Below are 21,892 nucleotides of genomic sequence, written 5' to 3'. Positions count from 1 at the left end.
TGGGGAACGAGGGCCAACAAACAGGCAGGACGACGACGGGATGCCAGGCCTGCCGGCGTACGCGCCATGAGCACATCTTCGGGGGCGCCATGCGGCCTCACATGAGTACGCGTACTTGAGTACGTGAGTAGTTGCCGAGGTGGTGCGGCAACTACGGGGAAGTTGCCTTCCGCCGAGAGAGCTGTCTCGCTGTGGGCGGCGGCGCCGCACGCCCCGGTCGAGCCGGCAGGCGCCTGCGGTGCCCACGGGCACGGCGGATAGCGTGCGGCCATGGTGATGACGGAGAAGCGGCGCGTCCTGTACCGGCAGGGCACCGGGTTCTGGCGGATGACGGCGAAATGGGTTGTGGTCTTCGGGGCCCTGTACCTGCTGGACGGCGGGCTGCTCCGGTCGTGGGGCGACGCACTGGTGTGGCCGATGATCGGCATCCTGCTGTGGGTGCCGTTCGGGATCGGCGTCGTCTGGCACCCGAAGAAGGACCAGCGGGTCGAACTGACGACCCGTGAACTGCGGGTGCGGCGCAAGCGGTTGCCGATGGAGGAAGTGAACCTGCTGCACGTGGCGCGACTGTGGCTGGAGGGGCGATCGACCGCGGACGAGCAGCCGGTGCTGGAATGGGCACGGTGGGACCGGGTGGTCTGGGTGCCGCTGCGGGACGGCCGGGCGTTTGGTGTGGAGTTTCGCGACCCGGTCGCCTTCGCCAAGATTTTCGGTGCCTTCGCGGTCGCAGCGTGCGGCGGGCCGGACATCGTCCGTGCGAGGGCAGCTGCCGAGACCTACCCGGACCCGGTGCCGATGCGTGCCCGCCCCGCCGCCGACGGCTCCTGGCCGGACGTCCTGGACATCTTCGGCTGAGGGCCGTCCGGAAGCCTGCACCGTGGCTCTCAACTCCCCAGCACGCCTCAGGGCCAGCCGCCTCCTGACAGGGCTGGTGAGTGTTCAGGTCGACACAGAACCTGAGCCGAGCGCAGCCAGGACAGGATGCGTAGTCTTTTTCACGACGTGCGTGCCTTCGCCGCGAGAAGAAGGAAAAGAGCTCCGCATGACGCAGAAGCAGCCCAAGACCGAGCTTGACGCCCGATACAGCTCCGCGCTCAACCCGCGCCCGGGCGCGGGGCACGTCACGGCCACCGATTGGGCCGAGGTCCAGCGCAGGCTGGAGGCGGCCGAGATCTTCTGGATCACCACGATCCGGCCGGACGGCCGGTTGCACGTCACGCCCCTGATCGCCGCCTGGTACGACGGGGCGCTGCACTTCAGTACCGGGCGCGGCGAACAGAAGGCGAAGAACCTGGCCGGCGACGCCCACTGCGCACTGACCACAGGGCACAACTCACTCTCCGAAGGACTCGACATCGTGATCGAGGGAACGGCGGAGCGGGTGACGGATCCTTCGCGACAGGACGAGGTCATCGGCGCTTTCGAGTCGCAGTACGGAAGCCACATCACATCGCCGGACGGGGTCTTCTTCGGCTTCGGCGACGGCATCCGCAAGGGCGAGGACCTGCTGTATGCGGTGGCGCCGGGCACGGCGTTCGGCTTCGGGCACGACGGCCAGGTGTTCAGCCACACCCGCTACAGCTTTTAGCGGATCTGCGTAAAAGGGAGCCGCCGCTTGACCCAGCGGCGCACGCGCAAGAGGCTGCGAACTGGCCGGTCAAGCAGGACGTCTGTCTAAGATCCGCGGATGACCATATGCAGCTACCTCCTGCAAGGGCCTCGGGTGGCCATTCGGCACATCGTGCGCAACGACTACGAAGAGGTCGCCGCGCTGACGAGGGCCAGCGCCGACATGCAGCAACCTTGGCTGGGAACGCGCGAACAGTCCCCAGAGGCATTCGACAGCCATCTTGCACGGTTTGAGCAGCCCACTCACGAAGGGTTCGTGATCTGCCGACGCAACACGGGCGCAATCGTCGGCGGAGTCAACATCAACAACATCGTCAGGGGCGCACTCCAGAGCGGCACTCTTGGCTACACCGCATACGCCTCCACGACCGGCCGGGGCTACATGACCGAGGGCCTCAAACTTGTCCTCCAACACGCCTTCGACCAACTGCAACTGCACCGACTGGAAGCGAACATCCAGCCCGACAACGTCTCCTCCCTCAACCTGGTCAAGCGCCTCGGGTTCCAGGCCGAGGGCTACTCGCCCGCTTTCCAGCTGATCAACGGGGAATGGCGAGATCACGAGCGCTGGGCCATCACCGCAGAAGCCCTCGCAGCCACCCCACCACCCGCCACCAGAGTCCCGCCGAAGTGAGATGAGCTTCCCCGCAGACAGGCATCTACTACCCGGGTACGCAGGGACGATGTGAGTACTTGCACGGATTCGAATCGACGCGGGGCTGCCTACGGTGAGGTCCATGACTGCACCCGCTTCCACGCCCACGCCCACGTCCGCGTCCAGCCGCAGACGGCACCGGATGATTGCCCTTCTGCTTACACCCGTGGCCCTGCTCGGCGCCGGCGCCTGGTGGGTGATGTATGGCTGGCCGGAGTGGTACGACAAAGAACCGCCGCCGGAAATGTTGCGGCGTATCGCGGCCCAGAACCAAGATGCCTACCGTGTACTGAATCTCGGCCCCGTGCTGAAGCCTCGGTCCGGGCCGAACGATCCCGCTGACCACCACTCCAGCAACTCCGCTTCAACGGGCGAGTGTTACCCCGACGGCCTGGAAGCGATGAACGACGATCCTCTCGACGGGGTCTACAACATCCAGCATGGCTGGACCGCGGTCATAAAGGACGACTCCGGGGTGCGGGGCGCCTTCGGTCGTCTGCAGCGCCATCTGACGGCAGAGGGCTGGGACGTCGACTGGAGCGAATCCATCAACAAGCAGAACTTCGGCGTGATCGCCGACAAGGACGACTACCGGCTGTCGATTCACTGGCATGCGGATTTCAAGGAGGTCACCGGCCTGGGCAGCAGTCCTTGCGCCCGCTTCCCCGACGGAGCACAGGAGCGCGCCTACCGCCCCGCGGACCACTACACGGACCCCGACAAGGAACTGATACCGCCTGCCCTCGTGCCCGGACGGCGCTGACCCGGCACGGCACCAGGGTCCAGACCGGGACTCACCGCAAGGCACCGTGCGCGAGTCCATCGACTTTCTGAGGGCTGCGCCATGTCTCGGAGAGCGTTGCAGTAGCGCTGTCACGCGGCTGCAACGACACTGTGAGTATCGGGTAAGCGGCACGGTCCCATGGCGTTGGACGCCAGTGACCGCAGCTCAGGAGGCCGATGGCAATGTCGGATGCAAGCGCAGGACGGCTACAGGGTTCGCCGGGAGAACAAGCCCATGCTGTGGTGACCGGGCTGCCCATGTTCGCAGGGTTGGCCTTGGAACTGAGCGGCTCACTGAGCGTTCTCATGGGGATCGCGGGTATCGCTGGGGACAACATCTTCAGCGCGTCGCAGTACGTGTACCGATTCGACCTGACCGTCTGGGGCTGGGGTCATCTGGTGATCGGTCTCGCCCTGATCGTCGCGGGCCTGGCCGTGCTGGTCGGAAAGAGCTGGAGCCGCGGCGCCGGCCTGGTGTTCGGAGCGGTCAGCCTGATCACCCAGTTCCTGTTCATTCCGTACTATCCCGTGTGGTCGATCAGCGTCATGGTGCTGGACCTCCTGGCGGTCTGGGCACTCAGCAGGTCGGGCGCGCTGCGGGCGCACTGAGCCGCCTCGGATGTCGGTATCCGCGCCCGCGCGGCAAACCGCGTGAAGCGCCAGCACCGTGGCTGCGGGGCTGTGCACCTCGATGGGGCGTCCTCGGCTACTCGCCCCCGGTGCAGTCGCCGCCCCCTACGCTTCGAAACGCTCCGCCGGTCCGCCGGGAGTGTGACCGGTAGGGGGCACCGAGCGGCCGCTGTGCCCCTGACCTCAGCCTTGAGCTTCACGCGGCGTTACGTGGCTGCACCTGAGCAGTTCAATCGGGGAGCCCGGGGATCGGGGCCAGCACAAGACCCGGGATCTGGGGCAGCTTGATCTCGGGCAGCTGAACGCCGGGGATCTCGGGCAGTTTGATCTCGGGCAACTTGATCTCGGGGATCTTGATCGGGGGCAGGGGGTCTGTGGGAGCAGCTGTGGATGCAGCAGGTGCTGCGGGGGCATGGGCTGCGTGGGCGGGAACAGCGAGGATGCCGACGATTGCGGCGGCTCCCAACAGGGCGGTGCTGAGACGGCGCATGGCGTCTCCCTTTCTTGACGGGGGTCCCGGCGGGATACGCCGGATGCTGCTAATCGTCCGGGCCGTGCATACGGTGCCGCCCGAACTGGTGGGCCATACCGGTGACAGAGGGCCTGATGGTGGACGCGGCAGATGGACGCGACGCTGATCTGGTTTCTCGGCTCTGATAGGAGCCGCCTCCCGCGTCCGGCTGTTGATCGGGGTGTGGTCGGCCCAGATGGGCGGGGCGTGAGAGCGCCGAGGCGACTGCTGCCAGCTCACGCAGTATCCGTATCCGCACGCCCCCTGGCGGACAGGTCCGGCTGTCGCTGACGCGTTCCTGCATTGTGGTGATGAGACGCGTGTCGGGCGAGGGGTCGCTTCGTATTCCTGGTGTCAGTTCTATGTTTCCCGCACAGCGCAGAAGTTCGGGTTCCTTCAAGGAGCCCGGCGCGTCACCAAGGAGAAGCGAAGTCATGGTTCGTAGTGCTATGAGCGGGTGTGCGGTGGTGGCTCTTGCCTCCGTGGCGTTCACTGGTGTCGCGCCGGCGTCGGCGTCTGATGCTTCGCGAGCGGAGCCGAGGGTCACGGTCACTCCGGCCTCGGTCCAGCAGAGGGCTGCGGTCACGGTGAAGGTCGTGGGCGTTCCTAAGACGTGTCGTTCGGTGCAGGCGAGGTCCGACGCGTTCGCCAAGCCGGTGGTGCTGGCGAAGAAGACCAAGCCGCTGATGTACACGGGCCGCGCCGCGGTGAAGGCGAATGCTGTGCCTGGTGCTCACCAGGTCGTGGTGGCGGGCGTCGGCTGCGGCAAGTGGGTGGCGAGAGGCAAGTTCACGGTTCCTGCGGCGCCCAACTCAAAGGTCGTCAAGGGAATCGTCACCTCGAAGGCCGGAGTGTTCGTGCGTCGGCAGCCCACCTCCAACTCCACTGCGGTCGGGGCCTACCGCTACCGGCAGACCATCAACTTGATCTGCAAGAAGGCCGGTCAGCCGGTCGGCGGAAACCGAGCCTGGTACCGGGTCAACATGCCCAAGGGATGGGTCACCGCTCGCTACGTCAAGGCGCAGGGCGCCGTACCCAACTGTAAGTAGGCTCAAGGCTCTTGGGCCTCGGTACAGGCTTGCAGTGTCCGGCCGCCGCACGGGTGCGGCGGCCGGTGCTGTGAAGGGTTGGCGCCCGAGGCGCTGATCCCATGGCTGCTTACACGACATGTTGCGCATCAGCCCGTGACCCCCGGCACCACCGGACCGGACTCGTACGCGATCACCACCGCGTGGGTGCGGTTCTGCGCACTGAGCCGGGTCAGCACGTTCCCCACGTGTGTCTTGACCGTCTCCAGGCTCACCGAGAACGATGCGGCGATCTCCGGGTTGGACAGGCCGGTGGCCATCGCGCGCGGCACTGCCTCCTCCCGCACCGTCAGTGCCGCCTTCGGCAATGCCTCGATGGAGCCCAGCGGGCGGGCCGTGACCATCCGGCGCAGTGCCGAGGGGAAGAGGATCGTCTCTCCGGCCGCCACCATCCGTACCGCCTCCGCGATCTGCCAGACGGGAAGCCGCTTGAGCACGAAACCGCTGGTTCCCGCGCTGAGCGCGGCGGTGACGTAGTCGTCGTTCTCGCAGGTGGTGATCACCACGACCTTGGACGGTTGGCCCGCAGTACCCGGGCCTACCGCATGGGCGGGGTCCGCCGAACTCGCCGCGTCCGCCGTTCCGCTGAGGAGTTGCCGGGTCGCCTTGATCCCGTTGCGACGCTCGAAACCGTCCGGCACAGCACCGACGCCCCTGGCCACCGCCCGGGGCATGCACCGGGCCCTGCGCGGCTCTCGGATGGTCACCGTCGCCGGGGGAGGGGCACATCGTCCACGGCAGCAACTCCTGCGCGGACAGGGGCGTCACGGTCTACCTGCCCACGGGCAGGCTCCCGGTCAAGGACCTGACTGGCCGAGCCGCTGCCGGGCAGTAGGCGGAATCCCGCATGCCCTCTGGCCCGGTTCCCCGTACGCGAAAGGTGGGGCCTTCCGCCGAAGGAAGTCCCCACCTCGCGCGATCCGTGGTCACTGAACGTCTGATGCGGATCTTGCCTCGGCGGTCTTGGGCGGTACGCGTTCCGCCAATGCGTGAGTCCGCAACCGGATGTACGCACCTTGTCCAAGCCCCACAGTGACCGTCGGCTTCCTCCTGCCGACGGTCGGCTGAGGCGGCGGATCTACGGCTTGGTGGCGGAGCCGTAGGCGTGCTCGGACACGAGGTTGCCGTCCGTATCGCGCAGCTTGGCGGCGTCTCCCCGGTCGTTCCAGATGGGCCGCCCGCTTCCGTAGGTGTAGCCGCCCCACTGGGGGTGTATTTCGTTGGTGTAGATGCGCACGCGTTGACCGGGCAGAAGGACGGTGCCGGGCGGGAAGGTGAAGTTCTGTCCCGCGTCGTCGGCGCCGAGGACCCAGCCGGAGACGTCGGCGGGCGCGGTGCCCCGGTTGACGACCTCCACGTACTCGTCGGCCTGGGTGCGCTTGACCTGTCCCTTGAAGGACACGGTGGTGATGTGGACGTCCGGCTTTCCGGTGCGCGCGAGCACGGCGACGAGGTCGGCGCTGTTGGAACCGTTCTCCGGGCTGATGAACCGGTTGACGATCTGGCCGCCCTGTTTGAACCCCGTGATCACCACGGCGTATTCGGTGTTGTCGATGGTCACCGTCTCCGGGGACACCCTGGTGGGCAGGTCGACGAGGTCTTCCGGGCTGGGCCCGACGTTGGGCGTCTCGTTGTGCTGGAAACGGAAGCTGAAGTTGTGCGGTACTTGGTCTTCGAACAGGACCCGCGCCGCAAGGTCGACCTCGAACTGGTTCTGCGGCATGCCCTGGATGGGGAAGTTCTGGTGGGTGAACGTCCCCAGCGTGAACTCCGTGCCATCGAGCAGCACCTCGACGCTGCCGCCCGCGAAGAGATATCCGCTCTTGCCCCCGCCTGCCGGGATGCCCCACTTGATGTTGTCGGTGTTCAGCCCCTCAAGGTTGGGCGGGTTGATGGTGATGGCGGTCCAGGTGCCTGACGTGTCGACTTTGGACATGCGTCGGTCTCCTCTTCTGCCGATCGAGAGTCGGCCCGGCCGGACGGCCGAGCGAGGTGAACGTAACTGCGCGCACTGTCCACTCGGAAGGCAAATAACGCCACTATGCCGGTACTTACCATGATTGGCCGGTTTCTCGCGGATGCGCACCGGCTGTCGCGCGCGCCGGGGGACGACCCTTCGACATCCCCAGCGTTCGACCCCCAGCGCCTCCCGTCAGTGCAACACGTCGAACGCTGCACAACCGCCTCAAACAACGGCGCGGCATCTCCCTGTGCACCGACAAACTCGCCATGCACTACCGGGCCGTACTCCACCTCGCCGCAATCAGCCGTACTCCAGCCTCGGCGCCATCAATGGATGACCTTGTGATCCATCAGGGCTTTCCCTTCAGGAGCTCGGTCAGGGACGCGATGCTCTCCTCGCCCCGACCGGACTCCACCGCTTGGTTCAGCAAGTCGTGGAAAGGCTTGTGGCACGTCACGTCCAGGTTCGCCTCCCTCCCCAGCTCCACATCATGGGCCGCGCCCGCCGCGAAGATGTTCACCGTGGACAGCGGCTTGCTGTAGTCGCCGCTGTCGATTTCCTGGGCCATGACGGGAAGCACCGAGCTGATCATCTCGAACCACTTCACCGCGAAGCGGACCATCGACGCCGCCTCCAGCCCGCGTGACTGCAGGGCCGCCGCTCCCTGGAAGAAGCCGACGAGAGCCGGCAGCAGCGTGCCGCCCACCGCCATCTCGTACAGCGCGGCCAGGTCCGGGTCAGCGCCCAGGTACACCGTGTCGCCGCCCAGGACGCGGAGGGTCTGCTCGTACTCCGCGAAGACCGATTCCTCGCCGCCGTAATACAGCAGAGTGTCCGCCGCGCCCACCGCCGGCGGGACGTTCTTGATCGCCCCGCCCAGGTAGCGGGCCCCGTGGCTCTGCGCCCATGCGGACAGCTGGCGGGCGCCTGCGGGGGAGCCGCTGTTCAAGGTGACCAGGGCGCGACCGTTGAGCTCGTCCGCGGCCGGAGCCAACGCCTGCTCCGTGGCCTCGTGCGTTGTCAGCGCCGTGACGATCAGTGGGCTCGCCGCTAATGCCGCCGCCAACGAGTCCGCCTGAGCCGCGCCCTTCTCGACCAGGGGCACCGCGCGAAAGGCGGTTCTGTTCCACACTGTTGTGGGGTGTCCGGCTTCGATGAAGGCCGTCGCGAGGGCGCTGCCCATGGCGCCGAGGCCGATGACCGTTACGGGAGTGTGTGCAGGCAACCTGCCCGCCTTCTTGGGGAGTTGGTGGAGTTGGTGATCGCCATGCTCGGTCGGCACGATACGTTCTACAAGTACCGACATTTTTGTTCGTGCTCGCAGCCAGGGGAGATGTCGTGGCGAAGTACACCTGCGGGTTCGATGCCGCCATCGCCGTCATGGGCGGGAAGTGGAAGGGGTTGATTCTCTTCTGGCTCGGAGAGGAAGAGTCGCTGCGCTTCGGGCAGTTGCGGCGGGCCGTGGCGGGGATCAGCGAGCGCATGCTCACCCTGCAGTTGCGCGAACTGGAGGCGGCCGGGCTGGTGCACCGCGAGGTGTATGAGCAGGTGCCGCCCAAGGTCGAGTACTCGCTGACCGACTTCGGTCGATCCCTTGTCACCGCTCTCATGCCCCTCGGGGAGTGGGGTGAGGAGCACCAGGAGCGGATCGAAGCGCTGTCATGAACCGGCTCGCAGCATGACGATCGGTTGTCGACTCGTCGTGAGGTGTCTCGTGTGAAGCTGTCCTACCCGGCGCTGTGTGGTGGGCCGCTGGTCGCACGCTTTTCGAGGCGGTGCGGGATGACTATGTCCAGCGGTGGGACGGTCGTTGCGGGGCTGTAGATGCGATCGGCCAGGCACTGCAGGGCTCGTTCCGCGATTTGGCGCTTGTCAGGGACCACGGTGGTCAGGGGCGGGTTGGCGTACTGTCCGTCCTCGATGCCGTCGAATCCCACCACGGCGATGTCCTGGGGGATACGGATGCCCTGCTGGTGGGCGACGTGGAGGGCGCCAAGGGCGAGTTCGTCACTGAACGCGAAAATGGCGTCGGGGCGCGTGCGCTCCTGGAGAAGAGCCGTCATGGCCGCGGCACCGTCTGCGCGGTGCAGGGTGGTCACCGCTTTCTCCAGGCGGGAATTCTGTGGCAGGCCGGCACGCCGCAATGCCTGGTGATAGCCGGCCAGGCGCTGCCGTGCCGTCTCGTTGTGCAGGTGGGGCTGCAGGCCGATCGCGGCGATGCGTCCGCGTCCGGACTCGATCAGATGGCTCGTGGCTTCGTCGGCGGCCAGGACGTTGTCGACGGCGACGCGGTCGGCCAGCCCGTGGGGCGGCTGCTCGCCCAGGAGGACGACTGGTACGTCGCGGGAGCGGGCTTTCAGCTCGCCGGGGCCCAGCGACCACGGACTGATGATGAGTCCGTCGACCAGGCGGTCACCGGCGCCTGCCAGGAGGCGTTTTTCTGCCTCGGGGTCGCCGAAGGTCTGGTCGATGGCAACGGTCCACGAGCGCTGTTGGGCGGCATCGACGATGAGGCTGGCGAGTTCGCCGAAGTAGGGCGAGTGGAGCTCGGGAATGGCCAGGCCGATGAGCCCGGTGCGGCCGGCTCGCAGATTTCGCGCGGCGATGTTCGGGCGGTAGCCCAACTCGTCCAGAGCGGCCTGGACCCGGGCCCGCGTCTCTTCGGCGACGGGGACAGCCCCGCTGACCACATTGGAAACGGTGCGGGGTGACACGCCGGCGAGGGCGGCGACGTCCTTCAGGCGACTGCTCACGGCTCACATCCTCGCATGCGGCGACGACCGGAACCAAGATCCCAATTTGGCTATTGCCACGTTGCAATCAACGCTGCAAGATGAGCGGCGTCATCCAGCGCAAGGAGGCGCAGCATGAGCGTGCACACTTTCCCCGGCGTCACCGCCGCCGACCTGGACCTCGACGTGTCGGCGGACGTGGAGAGCCTGTACGCGGAGGGCATCACGGCACGGAAGGGGGCGTTCACGAAGGAGTGGGCGGACCAGCTCAACGACGACGTGAACAGGGCATTCGCCGAGGCTCTGCAGCGCCCGAACGGCGCCGTGGGCCGTGGACCGAACCGCTTCTACGTCGAAATCCACCCCGAGCAGATCAGCGGCTTCGTCGACCTGGTGGACCACCCGTGGGTGCGCTCGCTGTGCACCGCGACGCTGGGCCCCGACTACCGCATCGTGGAGCTCGGCTTCGACGTGCCCCTGGAAGGCGCCGTGAACCAGCCCTGGCACCGCGACTTCCCCATCCCGCCAGAGACACAGCGCGAGCGGCGCCTGACCTCCCTGGCCATCAACGTGACCACGGTCGACACGGCCGAGGACATGGGCCCCTTCGAGATCGCACCAGGCACCCAGTGGGACGACGGCCCGGACTTCGAGCACGGCATGTTCCCGCCCAAGTCGCTCTACAGCCGCTACGAGGAACGGGCCGTGCGCAAGTATCCGCAGCGCGGCGACATCTCGGCCCGTACCGCGCTGACGATCCACCGCGGCACGACCAACCACTCGGCAAAGCCGCGCCCCGTGCTCATCCTGGGCGTGGACGGCCCCGAGGCGAACAACGGTGACCGTCACGACACCGCCGTGACCTCCGCCTACTGGAAGACGCTGCCCGAGCGGGTGCGCCGGCACCTGCACTGCCCCATCGTGGACGAGCTGACGCCGATGACGCAGAAGCACACCATCGAGGGCTTGGTCATGGGCGATGCCTGAGGTCACCACGCTGACGCCGAAAACCCCGCACACCACCACCCGTCAGCCGGCTCTGGTCTACGCGGTGGCTGCCGTGTCGGCCGTCGGCGGCCTGCTCTTCGGCTACGACACGGGCATCATCTCCGGCGCCCTGCTGTATCTGCGCCAGGACCTCGATCTGTCCTCACGCGGGCAGGAGATCGTGGTCAGCGTCATCCTGGTCGGAGCCATGGTCGGCGCCCTGGGTTCGGGACGTCTCGCGGGACGTTTCGGACGGCGCCGGGTGGTCATGTGGGTGGCCGCCGTGTTCGCGCTGGGCGCTGTGGGGGCCGCCCTGGCCCCAGGCGCAGAAGCGCTCGTCGCAGCGCGCTTCGTCCTGGGCCTGGCCGTGGGCGGAGCATCGAACATGGTGCCCGTCTACATCGCGGAGGTGGCGCCGACCGCCATCCGAGGCCGGCTCATGGTCCTGTTTCAACTCATGGTCGCCATCGGACAGTTGCTCGCCTACCTCTGCGGCTGGCTCTTCGCCGGCAGCGGCGGATGGCGGATCATGTTCGGACTGGCCGTCATCCCCGCGGTCGTACTCGCCGTCGGCATGCTCAAGCTGCCGGAGAGCCCGCGCTGGCTCGTGGACAACAAGCGCGAAGGCGAAGCGCACACGGTCCTGCGACGCTTGCGACCGCAGGGCGCAGACATCGCAGCAGAGATCGCCGGCATCCGAGACATCGCCACCGCGGCACCACCGGTGCACCGACGCGCCATGACGCAGCCCTGGGTACGCCCCGCCCTGGTCGTCGCTCTGGGCGTTGCAGCCTTCTCCCAGCTCACCGGCATCAACGCGATCGTCTACTACGCACCGACCATGCTGTCGGATGCCGGGTTCGGCGACTCCATCGCTCTGCTGACCGGAATCGGAATCGGCGTGATGCTCGTCGTGGCGGGCATCAGCGGCGCGATCGCCGTGGACGCGATCGGGCGGCGCCGCACCATGCTGGTGTTCATCCCGCTGTCCGGGCTCTCCATGACCGTCCTGGGCGTGGCCTTCCTCGTGGGCGACTCCACCGCCCAGCACTGGGTGGTCATCGTCTCGCTGTTCGCCTACATCCTCTTCAACGGGATCGGAATGCAGTCGGTCGTGTGGCTGATCGCCCCGGAAATCCTCCCTCTGAGCGTGCGCGGACCCGCGACAAGCCTGGCCACGCTCACGGTCTGGGGATTCGACCTGCTGATCGCGGTCACCGCGCTCAGCGCAATCAACGCCATCGGCCGGTCGGGCACCTTCTTCGTCTACGCGGCCATGAACGTCCTGTGCGTCGTGTTCGTCCTGCTCAAGGTCCCAGAAACACGCAACAAGTCGCTGGAAGACATCGAAAAGGCCCTCAGGGCCCCGGGCCCCCTCCGCCAGAACCTACGCTGACGAAGCCTGACGCTGAGTCCCCTCGCGACATCGCAGGCGCGCGGGTGTCCCTCAGGCCAGGCGCTGGCGGCCCCCCAGGCACAGAGCCCGGTCAGGACCACGGCCAGGCCGAAGTGAAGGCCGGTTTCCGCCCATGGAAGGGTCCAGAGGTGGTCGGCGGGCTGGTAGGACGCCCAATCCACGACGAGCACCAGTTCTGATGCCGCCGGCAGAAACCCATGCCGCCTTACGAAAGTGGCTCTAGGTCGCGCGGACGGGGCGATACTGATCGTGACAGTCGCCCCGCCGCCGGGTCGGTTTCGGACGCGGACCCGTTGATGGGGAGACTCTTTGCCGATGTCTTTGAGGGGAGCCGTCGATGACCACGGCGAAAGACCTGTTCATCATCTCTGTGGATCTGAAGCATTCCGTGGGACAGGGCGACTTGTCCCTCGCACTCGCGGGAGCCGAACTGATCGACCTCATCGGTGCGGAGGCGGTCGCAGTCGACGGCGAGTGCATCGTGCCGGGTGGACAGCCGACCTTGGACGATCGGTTGCTGAACGAGGCCGCGGCAGGTCTCACACGGCGGGCGCCCTATGAGCGGATCGAGGACTGGCTGTGGCGCCGGGGCCGCGACCTTGCGGCTGCGTACCAGGCCGACTTGGAGAAGAACGATGAGCTGAAGCCGCAGCGGAGCGGCCGGCTGCCGTTCGGCTCAAAACGCTTGGAACCGGTCGATACGCCCGCGCGCCGCCGTGCAGCGGAGCGCTGGAAAGAGAAGGAGCCCGTCCTGGCCGCCCTCGCCGCAGTCGTGGGCATCGGCGACGAACGATCCGACGATGATCCCGGCCTCGAGGACGAGGCGGTGACAACCGTGCTGGCCGCCGTCCACGACGCGGTGATGGAGCTGGAGGCCGTACGCCAGAGGCGGACCATCGAGAACGCCGCCTACGCCAACCTCTGGCGCGGACCGTAATCCAAACCCGCCTTCGTGGGGCGGTCGAGTGCGACGGCGACGCGGTTGCACGGTTGGTGGGCGGCGGGTGGCGGGTGGCGCCTCCAGCGTGTCCGTGGAGCAGTGGGCCATGAGTGTGAGCGGGGGTTTCTGCCCGCGCTGCAGTCATGCGCGGCTCAACGGGCCCGTGGCTATGCCCGCAACCTCAGTTCTACCCCCGCATGCGGGGAGGGCGTCAGGGCGGCCTTGTGCACCGCTGTCGGGTGGCGGTCGACAGTGCTGTACACGTCCGTGTGCGGGCGGCGTTCGGTGCCTGTTTCCAAGAACAGGGTCAGGGCCTCTGCAACACCCGTGGCGCTACGTGATGTTGAGCAGGGGCACAGGATCTTCCGCAGAGCAAGCTGATGGCCGGAGGGCCGTGAGCGTTCTCCCCGCAGGGCGAATCAAAGGCGGTCATGCTGCACGAAGTCCCGGTGCCGGCTGGCACAGCCGGCAGACCCGCGGTGGAAGCAGACCTCGACGCGATACGTGATCTACTCACCCGGCGATGGCGGGACGTCCTTCCGGACGTCGACAACGAGGTCATGCGCCACCTTGTCGACCGACGCGAAGCTCGCCGGCGTGGGGCAGACATCGTTCGCTTCATCGGTGCCCGCACCGAGGAAGGCGACGTCGCTTCATGGGCCGACCTCTATGTGGACCCGGCAACTGGCACAGCCCAGATCAAGGACCTGATCACCTCCAAGGCCCATCTCAGGGGCGGTTACGCCGACGCCGTCCTGACCACCGTCCTGCGTATGGCCGCCGATGAGGACTGCAGTATCCGTTTCCTGACCGCCGATGCGTCAGACTGGCCGCGCCAGTGGTATGAGCGTCGCGGCTTCTCCATCATCGGCCACTCGACTGCTTCGAACGCGGTTGAGGGGAAAGCAGCGGTGTCATGCCGGTGATCCCCTCGGCCAGCACCGACAACGACCGCGGGAGGATGGTCAGCCGCATTGGATGAGGGCTCGGGTCAGGACCCGGTTGGCCTCCCTCGCGGCATTGAGATCGGTCCGAGCCTTCTCCAACGCGGAGGCTACCGAATTCCACGGATGCCGGGCATGCCGCCCGCTTCGCGGCGAGCTTCGTTCCCACCCGCCCGTTCACCACGCGTCGAGTCCGCCCGGGACCGGGGCGATGTCGGTGAGAGATGCCGCCAGGGTCGTTAGTGCCAAGCAGAATTCGCTCTGCGTCAGGGCGGCCTTGTGCACCGCCGTCGGGTGTCGGTCGACAGTGCTGTACACGTCCGTGTGCGGGCGGCGTTTGGTGCCCGTTTCCAGGAACAGTGTCAGGGCCGTGCTGCCCGGATCGCACCAGGCGCGGTGCAGTGCGAGGGGTCCGAGCGCATACGACGCGCCCGCGACGTAGCGAACCGTGTGCACGAGCCGGAGGCAAGCCGGGCCCCGGCGCACGAGCAGCCAGTCGGCGCCGTTCGCGGACAGCTGCTCCCGATACGCGGTGACCATGACGCCTCCGTCGGCGGAGCCGTCCCCTGGCCCCTCGGACACGTACAGATCGGACCGTAGCTCACCGCGCACCACCGCGGAAGCCAGCGCAGATCGGTGGTTGTGGATGTCCAGCTTCTCGTCCGGCCCGGCCGTCCGCCACGCGTGCAGTCGAAGGGTATAGGGGTAACCGCCGTCGATGAGCAGCAGTCGCCATCGGCATCCCAGAGTGTCACGGTACGAGCGCCGCGCGCAGGCGGCAGTGGTCTCCGTGCCGGTCGCGAGTTCGGTGAGTATCCCCAGCAGGGTTGTTTCGTCGGCCAGTTCGGTCACCGTGGCTCGCGCCACGTCGAGCCGCCGCACTTCTGGGACATAGCCACCCAGCGTCGCCTCCAGGCGTTCGCGCGCTCGCATCAGATATTCTCCCACCCTTTCCACCCGCTTTCGCTCAGGGACCACCACCGCGGGCCGAACACGTGTCCTGGTACGGGAGTTGGAAGACGGCCACACAGGCCCGGTGATCCGAGAAGTTGTCGACGGTCACCGACTCGGTGAGGACCAGGTCGGGAGAGTGCAGGACATCGTCCACGCTGCGATTTCGCTGAGTGGGCCGTCCGTCGAAGGTGCTGGCCAGGGGGACGCCCAGCGTGTCGAGGAGCAGACCCGAAGCGTTCGCGTTGAAGTCGCCGCACACCAGGAGCCGTCCCGGCCCGCCGGGCCGGTCCAGCTCGTCGGCGAGCGCGCGCCAGATGTCCTTGAACTCCGGCTCTGCCGCATCCCGCCGGAACAGGTAGAACGGGAACGAGTGCAGCGACACGACATCGACCTGGGCCTCGCCCAGGTCGACCGTGACGCGTACGTGGCCCTTGTCGTGGCTGTGGATCTCCTGACCGTCCAGGACGACGCGAAGCCCCGGGTTGGGCAGCAGGTACCGTCCCGTATTCCGCAGCGGGAAGCGGCTGGCCACTGCTACGCCGCTGCGGCGGCCCGGCGTGAATGAGGAGGCGTGCAGCGGATGCGCCGCCAGGTGTCGCAGCGGTGTCCGCCGCTGCACTTCCTCCAGCAGTTCCGCGTGTCCGTGCCGGTCGAAGCCCACCTCCTGGAACGCGGCCACGTCCACGCCCCGTTCGGTGATCATGGCGAGCACCTCCGCGGTCGCACGCGGGTCCGCGGGGCCCGCCTCGTTCGCGAAGGCGCCGCTCGAACCGTCGACCCCCTCGTGCAGATTCCAGCTGACGACCGTGAGGGTGTGGCGCTGTGTGTTCACAGGGCCCCTGGCCCCTGGGGAAGTGCAGTGCCCCGCAGCGCGTACTCCCGCATCGTCACCACCCCTTGGTAAGCCAGCCAGATCGGTTGTCTGCCGTCGTGCCATCGCCAGGTGCCATCCTTGAAGCAGTCGAGGGTTGATTGTGCGGTTGTGGCCAGCAGTTCGGGCGCCTCGGGTGCGCCGGGCAGCAGCAGGGCCCTCGTCACCCATGCCGGGGTGAAGTGGCCGATCAATAAGGCGTCCACGGTTCCGTCCGCCATGGGGCGGCGCACTTGTTCGTCCATGAGCCGCAGTTCGAGGTCTGTCCCGCACAGCCATCTGCGGCCGGCACCGGCCACGCGGGCGAAGGGCCCTCCGTCCGGCAGCGCTCCGGCCGCGCGGTGCAGGGCCAGGGTGGCACGTGCAGTGTGCGCGGCGGACGGCTCGGTCGCGTGCAGGCTCTCTCCCCAGCAGGCCGTACCGCCACCCATCGTTGCCGTGCCGGGGCGGGCTGCGTCGGCCAGCCGGTGGACGAGACGGCGCAGCCCGGGGGACTCCGGCGCGATCTCGGCCATCGCAGCAACGACGATCGTGAGCACTGTGGTGCACTCCATGCCGAGCGGGTCTTCGGCGGGATCGAGCATGCCCTCCAGTACACCGGTCAGTTGCGCGCGCGTCGCGTCGTCGAGGCCGCTGCGCACCATCGCGGCCAGCACCCACGCGGTGACCTCGGGTCGGCCGCGGTCCCGCTGGGTACTGGCCGCCCAGCCGCCGCCGGCCTTCTGGAGCGCGAGCAGCGAGTCGAGCACCCGGCGCCTACACACGCGCGGCTCGCGCAGGTCGCACGCCGAGAGCATGCGCAGCCCGTACGAGGTGCCGATCGCGGTGGGTGGGACATGGTGATCGTCCAGGTACTGCGACCACCCGGCCAGATCCTCGCCACGGTGGGACAGCACGCGGAACTCGGCCAGTACGCTGTGCGCCGAGTCGTCGACCAGTCGTTGTACGGAGACCTCCGCCGGGGGCAGTAGTGATGCGGACGGTTCCTGTTCGGCGGACCGGCCCGTCCGCCACTGCGCTGCCATCCGCAAGGCGAACCCCAGGCACAAGGCGCAGAGTCCGGCGAACAGGTACCGGAGCACGGACAGGCTGAACCAGTCCTCCGGCAACGCGTAGTCGAGCAGCGCCTTGTAGGCGACGAGCGCCGCGGCAAATGGCCCCAGGGCAACGAGTGCGTCGGTGAGCCGTCGGACAGCCCCCGGTGGGGCGTGGGGCGACGGGTCGGGGGCGCCTGTATGGGTGCGGTGCGTCATCACGTCGCCTCCCCGACCGGCCGCGCGCGAGCCGGTAGGCGGCAGGATAGCCGGGCTGCCCCGAAACGTGGCCCCGTGCTGCCTGGTCCGCGTCAGGATCCCGGCCCCTTCGGGAGTGAAAGCCATGGGAAGTGCTCATCCGTCTGGGCCTGGCCAGAGGGCCGGGGCGGAGGTGCCCACCGCCCCGGTGCAAGGGGATTGCCACCGGCTGGTGGGGGCGGGCTTGCCGGTCAGGGTCGGCAGTGCCGTGGCGCGGGCTCGGGAAACCCGGCAAAGGGCCTAACAGGCGCGCCAGTAGCGCCAGAAGGGCGCCCCAGTCGCGGCTGCGCCAGGCGGTCGCGGTGGTGTCCAAGAGCGACGGGCGACGAGCACTCACGCCTCATCCAACGACCGCACCCGACCCCAGTCACCAAGACACCCCAGACCACCGATACCCGGTTCCTGTCCGCGCTGCATACCCACATTCAGTGGGAGTTCTGCCACGGCGAGACGTGAAGCCAAGCTATTCCTCATCAGACGAAGACCCTGACGAAGCATCACCAGGCCATTCCGCTCGGATCTAGCGACGCTTGCCATACTTGTCTAATGGAGATGGACGCCATGGGGGCGGCGCGGCGTTGGCTGGCTGATCAGGGCGTCCGCCGGGTGCGCGATGGGTGGGTGAGCGCCGAGGATCCGGAGGTGCTGCTCACATCCAACGAGGTGGCGCTTTCCCGGGCCGGCGATGTGTTCGCCGAAGATCTGGATGCGGCCGACCAGGTCCGGTTGGCCTTCGGGCTGCTGGACCTCCTCGACGAGTACTGGGTCACGTGCGAGATCCGGTTCGCGAACGAGGGTGCGCAGGGCCCACTGCCGGCTGACGTGCTGTGGGGCGGCTACCGTCGGCGCCTGGAGGCGGACCGGAACATCGAGGCCGTCACCTACTCGCTGTGGGTGGACTGGTTCGAGGACCACACCACGTCCGCGAGGGCCTTCGCCGAGGTCCTCGGTAACGACATCGACCGGGTGGTGGCCCAGCGGTCGGAAATCCTGCTCCGCCGAGCCCGGCGCGTTCTTGAGTGTTCGGGCCCGGTCTGCTGGACGGTGAAGGAGCCGACCTACCGCACCGCCGCGCAGCTTCCCGCCCTGCACCCAGCCGTCTTCCGCGGGCTCCGGGCGAGCTTCCATGACATCTACGGCGACCTGGAACCGGCTGCCGCCTTGTCCCTCCTCGACCGGCTGGATCTCCCCACGGACACCCAGCACCTTGCCGAACTGCGCCACGTACTTACCGCAGGGCACAGGAACCATTACCGCAGTCCCCGCGCGTGGGAGGATGCGGTTCGCTCGTGCTCTTGAGCTGATGCCTTGGCAGATCCAGGAAAGATGCCAGCGATGTGGAGTCCGGCCAGGTAGCTGGTCGCCGCCTTTTCCTGGCGTGTGGCGACTTCACGCCTCTACTTCAAGCAGTTGACGCACCGCTCGACGGTGGCGCGGTGCGCGTACGCCTCGCGGTCGGAGGCGGGCGACCGGCGTCCCAGGCTCCCGGGCGGCCCTGATACGGAATCAGGGCCGCCCGGCCGTCGCGCACGGAGAGGGAAGGTCAGCAGCTCAGGTTGGAGCCCGGCGTGGTGCCGAGGATCTGGGTGAACTGCTTGTAGCGGTCGACCCGGCTCTGGACCTGGCCGGGGTTGCCGCCGTTGCACTCCAGGCTGCCGTTGATGGCGCGGATGGTCTCACCGAAACCGCGGCTGTTGACCATGGCGTTGTGCGGCGTCATGGTGCCCGGACCCGACTGCGTGTTCCAGTACCAAAGACCGGTCTTCCAGGCGACCGCCGGGTCGCGCTCCACCAGGTAGGGGTTGCGCAGGAGATCGATGCCGAGCGCGTCGCCCGCCGCCTTGTAGTTGAAGTTCCAGCTGAGCTGGATCGGACCGCGGCCGTAGTACGCGGCTTGTCCTGCGGGGCAGCCGTAGGGCTGGTTGGCGTCGCAGTAGTGCGGGTAATTGGCCTGGTTCTGCTCGACGATGTGCACCAGACCGCCGGTCTCGTGGTGGACGTTGGCGAGGAACGCCGCTGCTTCCTGGCGCTTGATGGTGTCGCTGCCGGTGTTGGCGAAGGCCGGGTACGCCTTGAGCGCGTCGGTCAGGCCCTTGTACGTGTAGAACGAGTTCCGGCTCGGGAACATCTGGTTGAACTGCGTCTCGCTGACCACGAAGCCTGACGGGTTGGGGTTGCCCGGGTCGGTGCCACCGCCGCAGGCGCCCGCGTCCGCCCAGACGTCGCTGCGGCCCGGTGTTTCGTTCTGGGTCCACCACTTGGCGTTCCAGTTGTGCCCGTTGTACGAGGCGGTATTGCCGCCGGTGTAGACGGAGGAGGAGTTCCAGGGGGTTGCACACGCGGCGGCGGATGCCGTGGCGGCGGCCGGGCCAAGGACGATCATCGCGCAGAGCGCACTGAGCGCTGCTGCGAAACTGATGAGACGTTTGATCACGCGTCATCTCCTATCGGGCGGGCTCGAGGCGGGCTTCACGCGCCGCCGGGGGAGTGTCGGTGACTCAAGCGGAATGGTCTGTACCTGTCAAGGTCTGGACCAATTCTGGTGTACGGCTGACCTGAATTCGCCGCACACCGATGCCTGCGCTGCTCGCGCTGCCTGTTCAGAACAGATCACGGCAAATGAGGAGACCGCTCTCGCGTCCTGGACCGGCACGTGGCGCTGGGGTGTTGCAGCGGCCGGTGCGCATCCGTGATCGACTCCCGGGCACGCAACCCATCGGGCCGGCCGCGGTTCAAGTGGGATCCGTCGTCCCTGCCGGCGGCGATCCCGCCATCGCCCATGAGGGAAGGGGTACGTGCGGCCACGTCGAGGAACGCGCGGGACCCCGAGAGCAGCCGTGCCGCCGGTATGGTCGATCAGGCCGGTCGTCGCCCACCGGCGAGGCGGCACGTGCTGCCAAAGGGGGCGGTGCAACAGGCCAACAGCAGACGCCTCCACTTCACCGGTTGTTGATGCCCCGTCAATCCGGGCCTTCTAGGTTCCGCAAGCACCCCTCGCGACCCCGCCGCCCGACCGGTGCGGCAGGGACGGTCACGAACCCCTGGAGTGATCAAGTGGAACGTCGTGGTTTCCTGCGCGGAGCAGTCGTCGGCGGCACAGCAGCGGCATTCGGGTACACGCTCATGCAGGGCGCGGCCTACGCGGCGCCGGCCCAAAAGGGCCCCGGCCCGTACGGCGCGCTCGGTGCGGCAGACTCCAACGGCATCCAGCTGCCCGGCGGCTTCACCAGCCGGGTGATCGCCCGGTCCGGCCAGAAGGTCGCCTCCACCCCCTACACCTGGCACGACGCCCCCGACGGCGGGGCCTGTTTCGCCGACGGCACAGGCTGGATCTACGTATCAAACTCGGAGATTTCCACCACCGGCGGCGCGGGCGCGATCAAGTTCAACTCGACAGGCTCCATCACCGGCGCCTACCGGATCCTGTCCAACACCAACCGCAACTGCGCCGGCGGGGCGACCCCCTGGAACACCTGGCTGTCCTGCGAGGAGGTCAGCACCGGCTACGTCTACGAGACCGACCCGTGGGGCGTGAACGCCGCCGTGCGCCGCCATGCCATGGGCCGCTTCAACCACGAGGCGGCGGCCGCCGACCCGGTCCGCAAGGTGATCTACCTGACGGAGGACGTGTCGGACGGCTGCTTCTACCGGTTCGTTCCCTCCACCTGGGGCAACCTGTCGGCGGGCACGCTCCAAGTCCTCAAGGCCGGAACGGCCACCTCCGGCAGCTTCACCTGGGCAACCGTGCCCGACCCGGACGGCTCACCCACCCCCACCCGCGACCAGGTCTCCGGCGCCAAGCTGTTCAACGGCGGAGAGGGCTGCCACTACGCCAACGACACCGTCTGGTTCACCACCAAGGGCGATGGCCGCGTCTGGCAGCTCGACGTGGCCGCCGGCACCTATGAGCTGGCCTACGACGACTCCCTGGTCGTCGGTGGCGCAGCCCCGCTGACCGGCGTCGACAACGTCACCGGCTCATCCTCCGGCGACCTGTACGTCGCGGAGGACGGCGGGAACATGGAGATCTGCATCATCACGCCGGACGACGTGGTCGCGCCGTTCCTGCGGATCACCGGCCAGTCCTCCTCCGAGATCTGCGGCCCGGCCTTCTCGCCGGACGGCAAGCGCCTGTACTTCTCCAGCCAGCGGGGCACGAGCGGCAGCTCATCCGGCGGCATCACCTACGAAGTCACGGGCCCCTTCCGCAGCTGACCGACCCGCCATCGACCGGGATGACGACAGGCGCCTGACCCGCTCGGAGGGGTCGGCGCATGTCGTCGGGACGCTGCGGGATGATTCCTCTCCACTCCACACCGCTCTGTCCCGCCTGTACCGGCAGATGTGGGCGCGGAGGCCGCCGACCCCAGACGGGTGCCGCCTGGGGCCGAGGCGGAGGCAGCCAATAGCCCCGCTCGACGCAGCGGGCGGTGCGGATGTGCCGGTCGGTTCGGTGAGGGCGGAAGAACTGACAGAGCACGGTGTAGCGTCCTGTA

22 protein-coding genes and 1 pseudogene are annotated in these 21,892 nt (G+C 67.8%); 14 read left to right on the top strand and 9 right to left on the bottom strand.

The window, feature by feature from the left end:
* The first annotated feature begins 270 nt into the window (after positions 1 to 270).
* From AB0M70_RS30655 to AB0M70_RS30635, 5 genes are all read left to right on the top strand, one after another.
* A complete protein-coding gene (locus AB0M70_RS30655; protein WP_365824921.1) occupies positions 271 to 855 on the top strand; it encodes a hypothetical protein in 585 nt (194 codons plus the stop codon).
* A 187-nt stretch (positions 856 to 1,042) separates the two neighbouring features.
* The gene (locus tag AB0M70_RS30650) at positions 1,043 to 1,588 is read left to right on the top strand and encodes a pyridoxamine 5'-phosphate oxidase family protein (RefSeq protein ID WP_365824919.1); all 546 of its coding nucleotides are present in this window, start codon (positions 1,043 to 1,045) and stop codon (positions 1,586 to 1,588) included.
* A 99-nt stretch (positions 1,589 to 1,687) separates the two neighbouring features.
* A complete protein-coding gene (locus tag AB0M70_RS30645; protein ID WP_365824916.1) occupies positions 1,688 to 2,263 on the top strand; it encodes a GNAT family protein in 576 nt (191 codons plus the stop codon).
* Between the two features lie 103 nt (positions 2,264 to 2,366).
* On the top strand, positions 2,367 to 3,047 hold the full coding sequence (locus tag AB0M70_RS30640) for a hypothetical protein (RefSeq protein ID WP_365824914.1): 681 nt from the start codon (positions 2,367 to 2,369) through the stop codon (positions 3,045 to 3,047).
* A 203-nt stretch (positions 3,048 to 3,250) separates the two neighbouring features.
* Positions 3,251 to 3,676 carry a hypothetical protein gene (locus AB0M70_RS30635; RefSeq protein ID WP_365824912.1) on the top strand — a complete coding sequence of 142 codons (426 nt, stop codon included), beginning with the start codon at positions 3,251 to 3,253 and terminating at the stop codon, positions 3,674 to 3,676.
* 250 nt (positions 3,677 to 3,926) lie between these two features.
* Here AB0M70_RS30635 and AB0M70_RS30630 read toward each other — a convergent pair whose 3' ends face one another.
* Positions 3,927 to 4,187, bottom strand: coding sequence for a hypothetical protein (locus tag AB0M70_RS30630; RefSeq protein ID WP_365824910.1), 261 nt, complete (start codon positions 4,185 to 4,187; stop codon positions 3,927 to 3,929).
* A 644-nt stretch (positions 4,188 to 4,831) separates the two neighbouring features.
* Between AB0M70_RS30630 and AB0M70_RS30625 the strand changes: the two genes are divergently transcribed.
* Positions 4,832 to 5,257 carry an SH3 domain-containing protein gene (locus AB0M70_RS30625; protein WP_365824908.1) on the top strand — a complete coding sequence of 142 codons (426 nt, stop codon included), beginning with the start codon at positions 4,832 to 4,834 and terminating at the stop codon, positions 5,255 to 5,257.
* Positions 5,258 to 5,385: 128 nt separating this feature from the next.
* On the opposite strand, the gene AB0M70_RS30620 is transcribed toward AB0M70_RS30625, so the two are convergent.
* Positions 5,386 to 5,970 carry a response regulator transcription factor gene (locus tag AB0M70_RS30620; RefSeq protein ID WP_365824906.1) on the bottom strand — a complete coding sequence of 195 codons (585 nt, stop codon included), beginning with the start codon at positions 5,968 to 5,970 and terminating at the stop codon, positions 5,386 to 5,388.
* A 404-nt stretch (positions 5,971 to 6,374) separates the two neighbouring features.
* On the bottom strand, positions 6,375 to 7,232 hold the full coding sequence (locus AB0M70_RS30615) for a lamin tail domain-containing protein (protein WP_365824904.1): 858 nt from the start codon (positions 7,230 to 7,232) through the stop codon (positions 6,375 to 6,377).
* A 228-nt stretch (positions 7,233 to 7,460) separates the two neighbouring features.
* Between AB0M70_RS30615 and AB0M70_RS30610 the strand changes: the two are divergent.
* Positions 7,461 to 7,561: pseudogene (locus tag AB0M70_RS30610) on the top strand (IS5/IS1182 family transposase); the annotation flags it as partial.
* Positions 7,562 to 7,608: 47 nt separating this feature from the next.
* Here AB0M70_RS30610 and AB0M70_RS30605 read toward each other — a convergent pair.
* The gene (locus AB0M70_RS30605) at positions 7,609 to 8,484 is read right to left on the bottom strand and encodes an NAD(P)-binding domain-containing protein (protein ID WP_365825304.1); all 876 of its coding nucleotides are present in this window, start codon (positions 8,482 to 8,484) and stop codon (positions 7,609 to 7,611) included.
* A 113-nt stretch (positions 8,485 to 8,597) separates the two neighbouring features.
* On the opposite strand from AB0M70_RS30605, the gene AB0M70_RS30600 reads away from it, so the two are divergent.
* Positions 8,598 to 8,924 carry a helix-turn-helix domain-containing protein gene (locus AB0M70_RS30600; RefSeq protein ID WP_365824902.1) on the top strand — a complete coding sequence of 109 codons (327 nt, stop codon included), beginning with the start codon at positions 8,598 to 8,600 and terminating at the stop codon, positions 8,922 to 8,924.
* Positions 8,925 to 8,986: 62 nt separating this feature from the next.
* On the opposite strand, the gene AB0M70_RS30595 is transcribed toward AB0M70_RS30600, so the two are convergent.
* Positions 8,987 to 10,012: a LacI family DNA-binding transcriptional regulator gene (locus tag AB0M70_RS30595; RefSeq protein WP_365824900.1), complete on the bottom strand. Its 1,026-nt coding sequence runs from the start codon at positions 10,010 to 10,012 to the stop codon at positions 8,987 to 8,989.
* 114 nt (positions 10,013 to 10,126) lie between these two features.
* On the opposite strand from AB0M70_RS30595, the gene AB0M70_RS30590 reads away from it, so the two are divergent.
* From AB0M70_RS30590 to AB0M70_RS30575, 4 genes are all read left to right on the top strand, one after another.
* Positions 10,127 to 10,978, top strand: coding sequence for a phytanoyl-CoA dioxygenase family protein (locus tag AB0M70_RS30590; protein WP_365824898.1), 852 nt, complete (start codon positions 10,127 to 10,129; stop codon positions 10,976 to 10,978).
* The gene (locus tag AB0M70_RS30585) at positions 10,971 to 12,374 is read left to right on the top strand and encodes a sugar porter family MFS transporter (protein ID WP_365824896.1); all 1,404 of its coding nucleotides are present in this window, start codon (positions 10,971 to 10,973) and stop codon (positions 12,372 to 12,374) included. The genes AB0M70_RS30590 and AB0M70_RS30585 overlap by 8 nt, the downstream gene beginning before the upstream one ends.
* A gap of 358 nt (positions 12,375 to 12,732) precedes the next feature.
* Positions 12,733 to 13,332, top strand: a complete 600-nt coding sequence (locus tag AB0M70_RS30580) for a GPP34 family phosphoprotein (RefSeq protein WP_365824894.1) — start codon at positions 12,733 to 12,735, stop codon at positions 13,330 to 13,332.
* Positions 13,333 to 13,766: 434 nt separating this feature from the next.
* Positions 13,767 to 14,261: a GNAT family N-acetyltransferase gene (locus tag AB0M70_RS30575; protein WP_365824892.1), complete on the top strand. Its 495-nt coding sequence runs from the start codon at positions 13,767 to 13,769 to the stop codon at positions 14,259 to 14,261.
* 195 nt (positions 14,262 to 14,456) lie between these two features.
* On the opposite strand, the gene AB0M70_RS30570 is transcribed toward AB0M70_RS30575, so the two are convergent.
* From AB0M70_RS30570 to AB0M70_RS30560, 3 genes are read right to left on the bottom strand one after another with little or no spacing between them, the layout of a single operon-like run.
* Positions 14,457 to 15,212, bottom strand: a complete 756-nt coding sequence (locus AB0M70_RS30570) for a hypothetical protein (RefSeq protein WP_365824890.1) — start codon at positions 15,210 to 15,212, stop codon at positions 14,457 to 14,459.
* Positions 15,213 to 15,246: 34 nt separating this feature from the next.
* A complete protein-coding gene (locus AB0M70_RS30565; protein WP_365824888.1) occupies positions 15,247 to 16,065 on the bottom strand; it encodes an endonuclease/exonuclease/phosphatase family protein in 819 nt (272 codons plus the stop codon).
* A complete protein-coding gene (locus AB0M70_RS30560) occupies positions 16,062 to 17,357 on the bottom strand; it encodes a hypothetical protein (protein ID WP_365824886.1) in 1,296 nt (431 codons plus the stop codon). The genes AB0M70_RS30565 and AB0M70_RS30560 overlap by 4 nt, the downstream gene beginning before the upstream one ends.
* 585 nt (positions 17,358 to 17,942) lie before the next feature.
* Here AB0M70_RS30560 and AB0M70_RS30555 point away from each other — a divergent pair.
* Positions 17,943 to 18,695, top strand: coding sequence for a hypothetical protein (locus AB0M70_RS30555; protein ID WP_365824884.1), 753 nt, complete (start codon positions 17,943 to 17,945; stop codon positions 18,693 to 18,695).
* Positions 18,696 to 18,939: 244 nt separating this feature from the next.
* On the opposite strand, the gene AB0M70_RS30550 is transcribed toward AB0M70_RS30555, so the two are convergent.
* Positions 18,940 to 19,830: a glycoside hydrolase family 19 protein gene (locus tag AB0M70_RS30550; RefSeq protein ID WP_365824882.1), complete on the bottom strand. Its 891-nt coding sequence runs from the start codon at positions 19,828 to 19,830 to the stop codon at positions 18,940 to 18,942.
* 620 nt (positions 19,831 to 20,450) lie between these two features.
* On the opposite strand from AB0M70_RS30550, the gene AB0M70_RS30545 reads away from it, so the two are divergent.
* Positions 20,451 to 21,611, top strand: a complete 1,161-nt coding sequence (locus AB0M70_RS30545; protein WP_365824880.1) for an alkaline phosphatase PhoX — start codon at positions 20,451 to 20,453, stop codon at positions 21,609 to 21,611.
* Positions 21,612 to 21,892 lie beyond the last annotated feature (281 nt).

Origin of the sequence: Streptomyces sp. NPDC051214 (assembly GCF_040682375.1) — a bacterium.
Taxonomy (GTDB): Bacteria; Actinomycetota; Actinomycetes; order Streptomycetales; family Streptomycetaceae; genus Streptomyces.
Note: the sequence above shows the minus strand (reverse complement) of the source record. Positions and strands in the feature narration are given on the sequence as shown.

Bases quoted from the DNA above. Each gene is read 5' to 3' on its own strand.
- AB0M70_RS30570 (WP_365824890.1), bottom strand. From the start codon at position 15,212: ATGCGAGCGCGCGAACGCCTGGAGGCGACGCTGGGTGGCTATGTCCCA.
- AB0M70_RS30555 (WP_365824884.1), top strand. From the start codon at position 17,943: ATGGAGATGGACGCCATGGGGGCGGCGCGGCGTTGGCTGGCTGATCAG.
- AB0M70_RS30590 (WP_365824898.1), top strand. From the start codon at position 10,127: ATGAGCGTGCACACTTTCCCCGGCGTCACCGCCGCCGACCTGGACCTC.
- AB0M70_RS30580 (WP_365824894.1), top strand. From the start codon at position 12,733: ATGACCACGGCGAAAGACCTGTTCATCATCTCTGTGGATCTGAAGCAT.
- AB0M70_RS30575 (WP_365824892.1), top strand. From the start codon at position 13,767: ATGCTGCACGAAGTCCCGGTGCCGGCTGGCACAGCCGGCAGACCCGCG.
- AB0M70_RS30615 (WP_365824904.1), bottom strand. From the start codon at position 7,232: ATGTCCAAAGTCGACACGTCAGGCACCTGGACCGCCATCACCATCAAC.
- AB0M70_RS30655 (WP_365824921.1), top strand. From the start codon at position 271: ATGGTGATGACGGAGAAGCGGCGCGTCCTGTACCGGCAGGGCACCGGG.
- AB0M70_RS30630 (WP_365824910.1), bottom strand. From the start codon at position 4,187: ATGCGCCGTCTCAGCACCGCCCTGTTGGGAGCCGCCGCAATCGTCGGC.
- AB0M70_RS30620 (WP_365824906.1), bottom strand. From the start codon at position 5,970: ATGCCCCGGGCGGTGGCCAGGGGCGTCGGTGCTGTGCCGGACGGTTTC.
- AB0M70_RS30635 (WP_365824912.1), top strand. From the start codon at position 3,251: ATGTCGGATGCAAGCGCAGGACGGCTACAGGGTTCGCCGGGAGAACAA.
- AB0M70_RS30645 (WP_365824916.1), top strand. From the start codon at position 1,688: ATGACCATATGCAGCTACCTCCTGCAAGGGCCTCGGGTGGCCATTCGG.
- AB0M70_RS30585 (WP_365824896.1), top strand. From the start codon at position 10,971: ATGCCTGAGGTCACCACGCTGACGCCGAAAACCCCGCACACCACCACC.
- AB0M70_RS30560 (WP_365824886.1), bottom strand. From the start codon at position 17,357: ATGACGCACCGCACCCATACAGGCGCCCCCGACCCGTCGCCCCACGCC.
- AB0M70_RS30650 (WP_365824919.1), top strand. From the start codon at position 1,043: ATGACGCAGAAGCAGCCCAAGACCGAGCTTGACGCCCGATACAGCTCC.
- AB0M70_RS30640 (WP_365824914.1), top strand. From the start codon at position 2,367: ATGACTGCACCCGCTTCCACGCCCACGCCCACGTCCGCGTCCAGCCGC.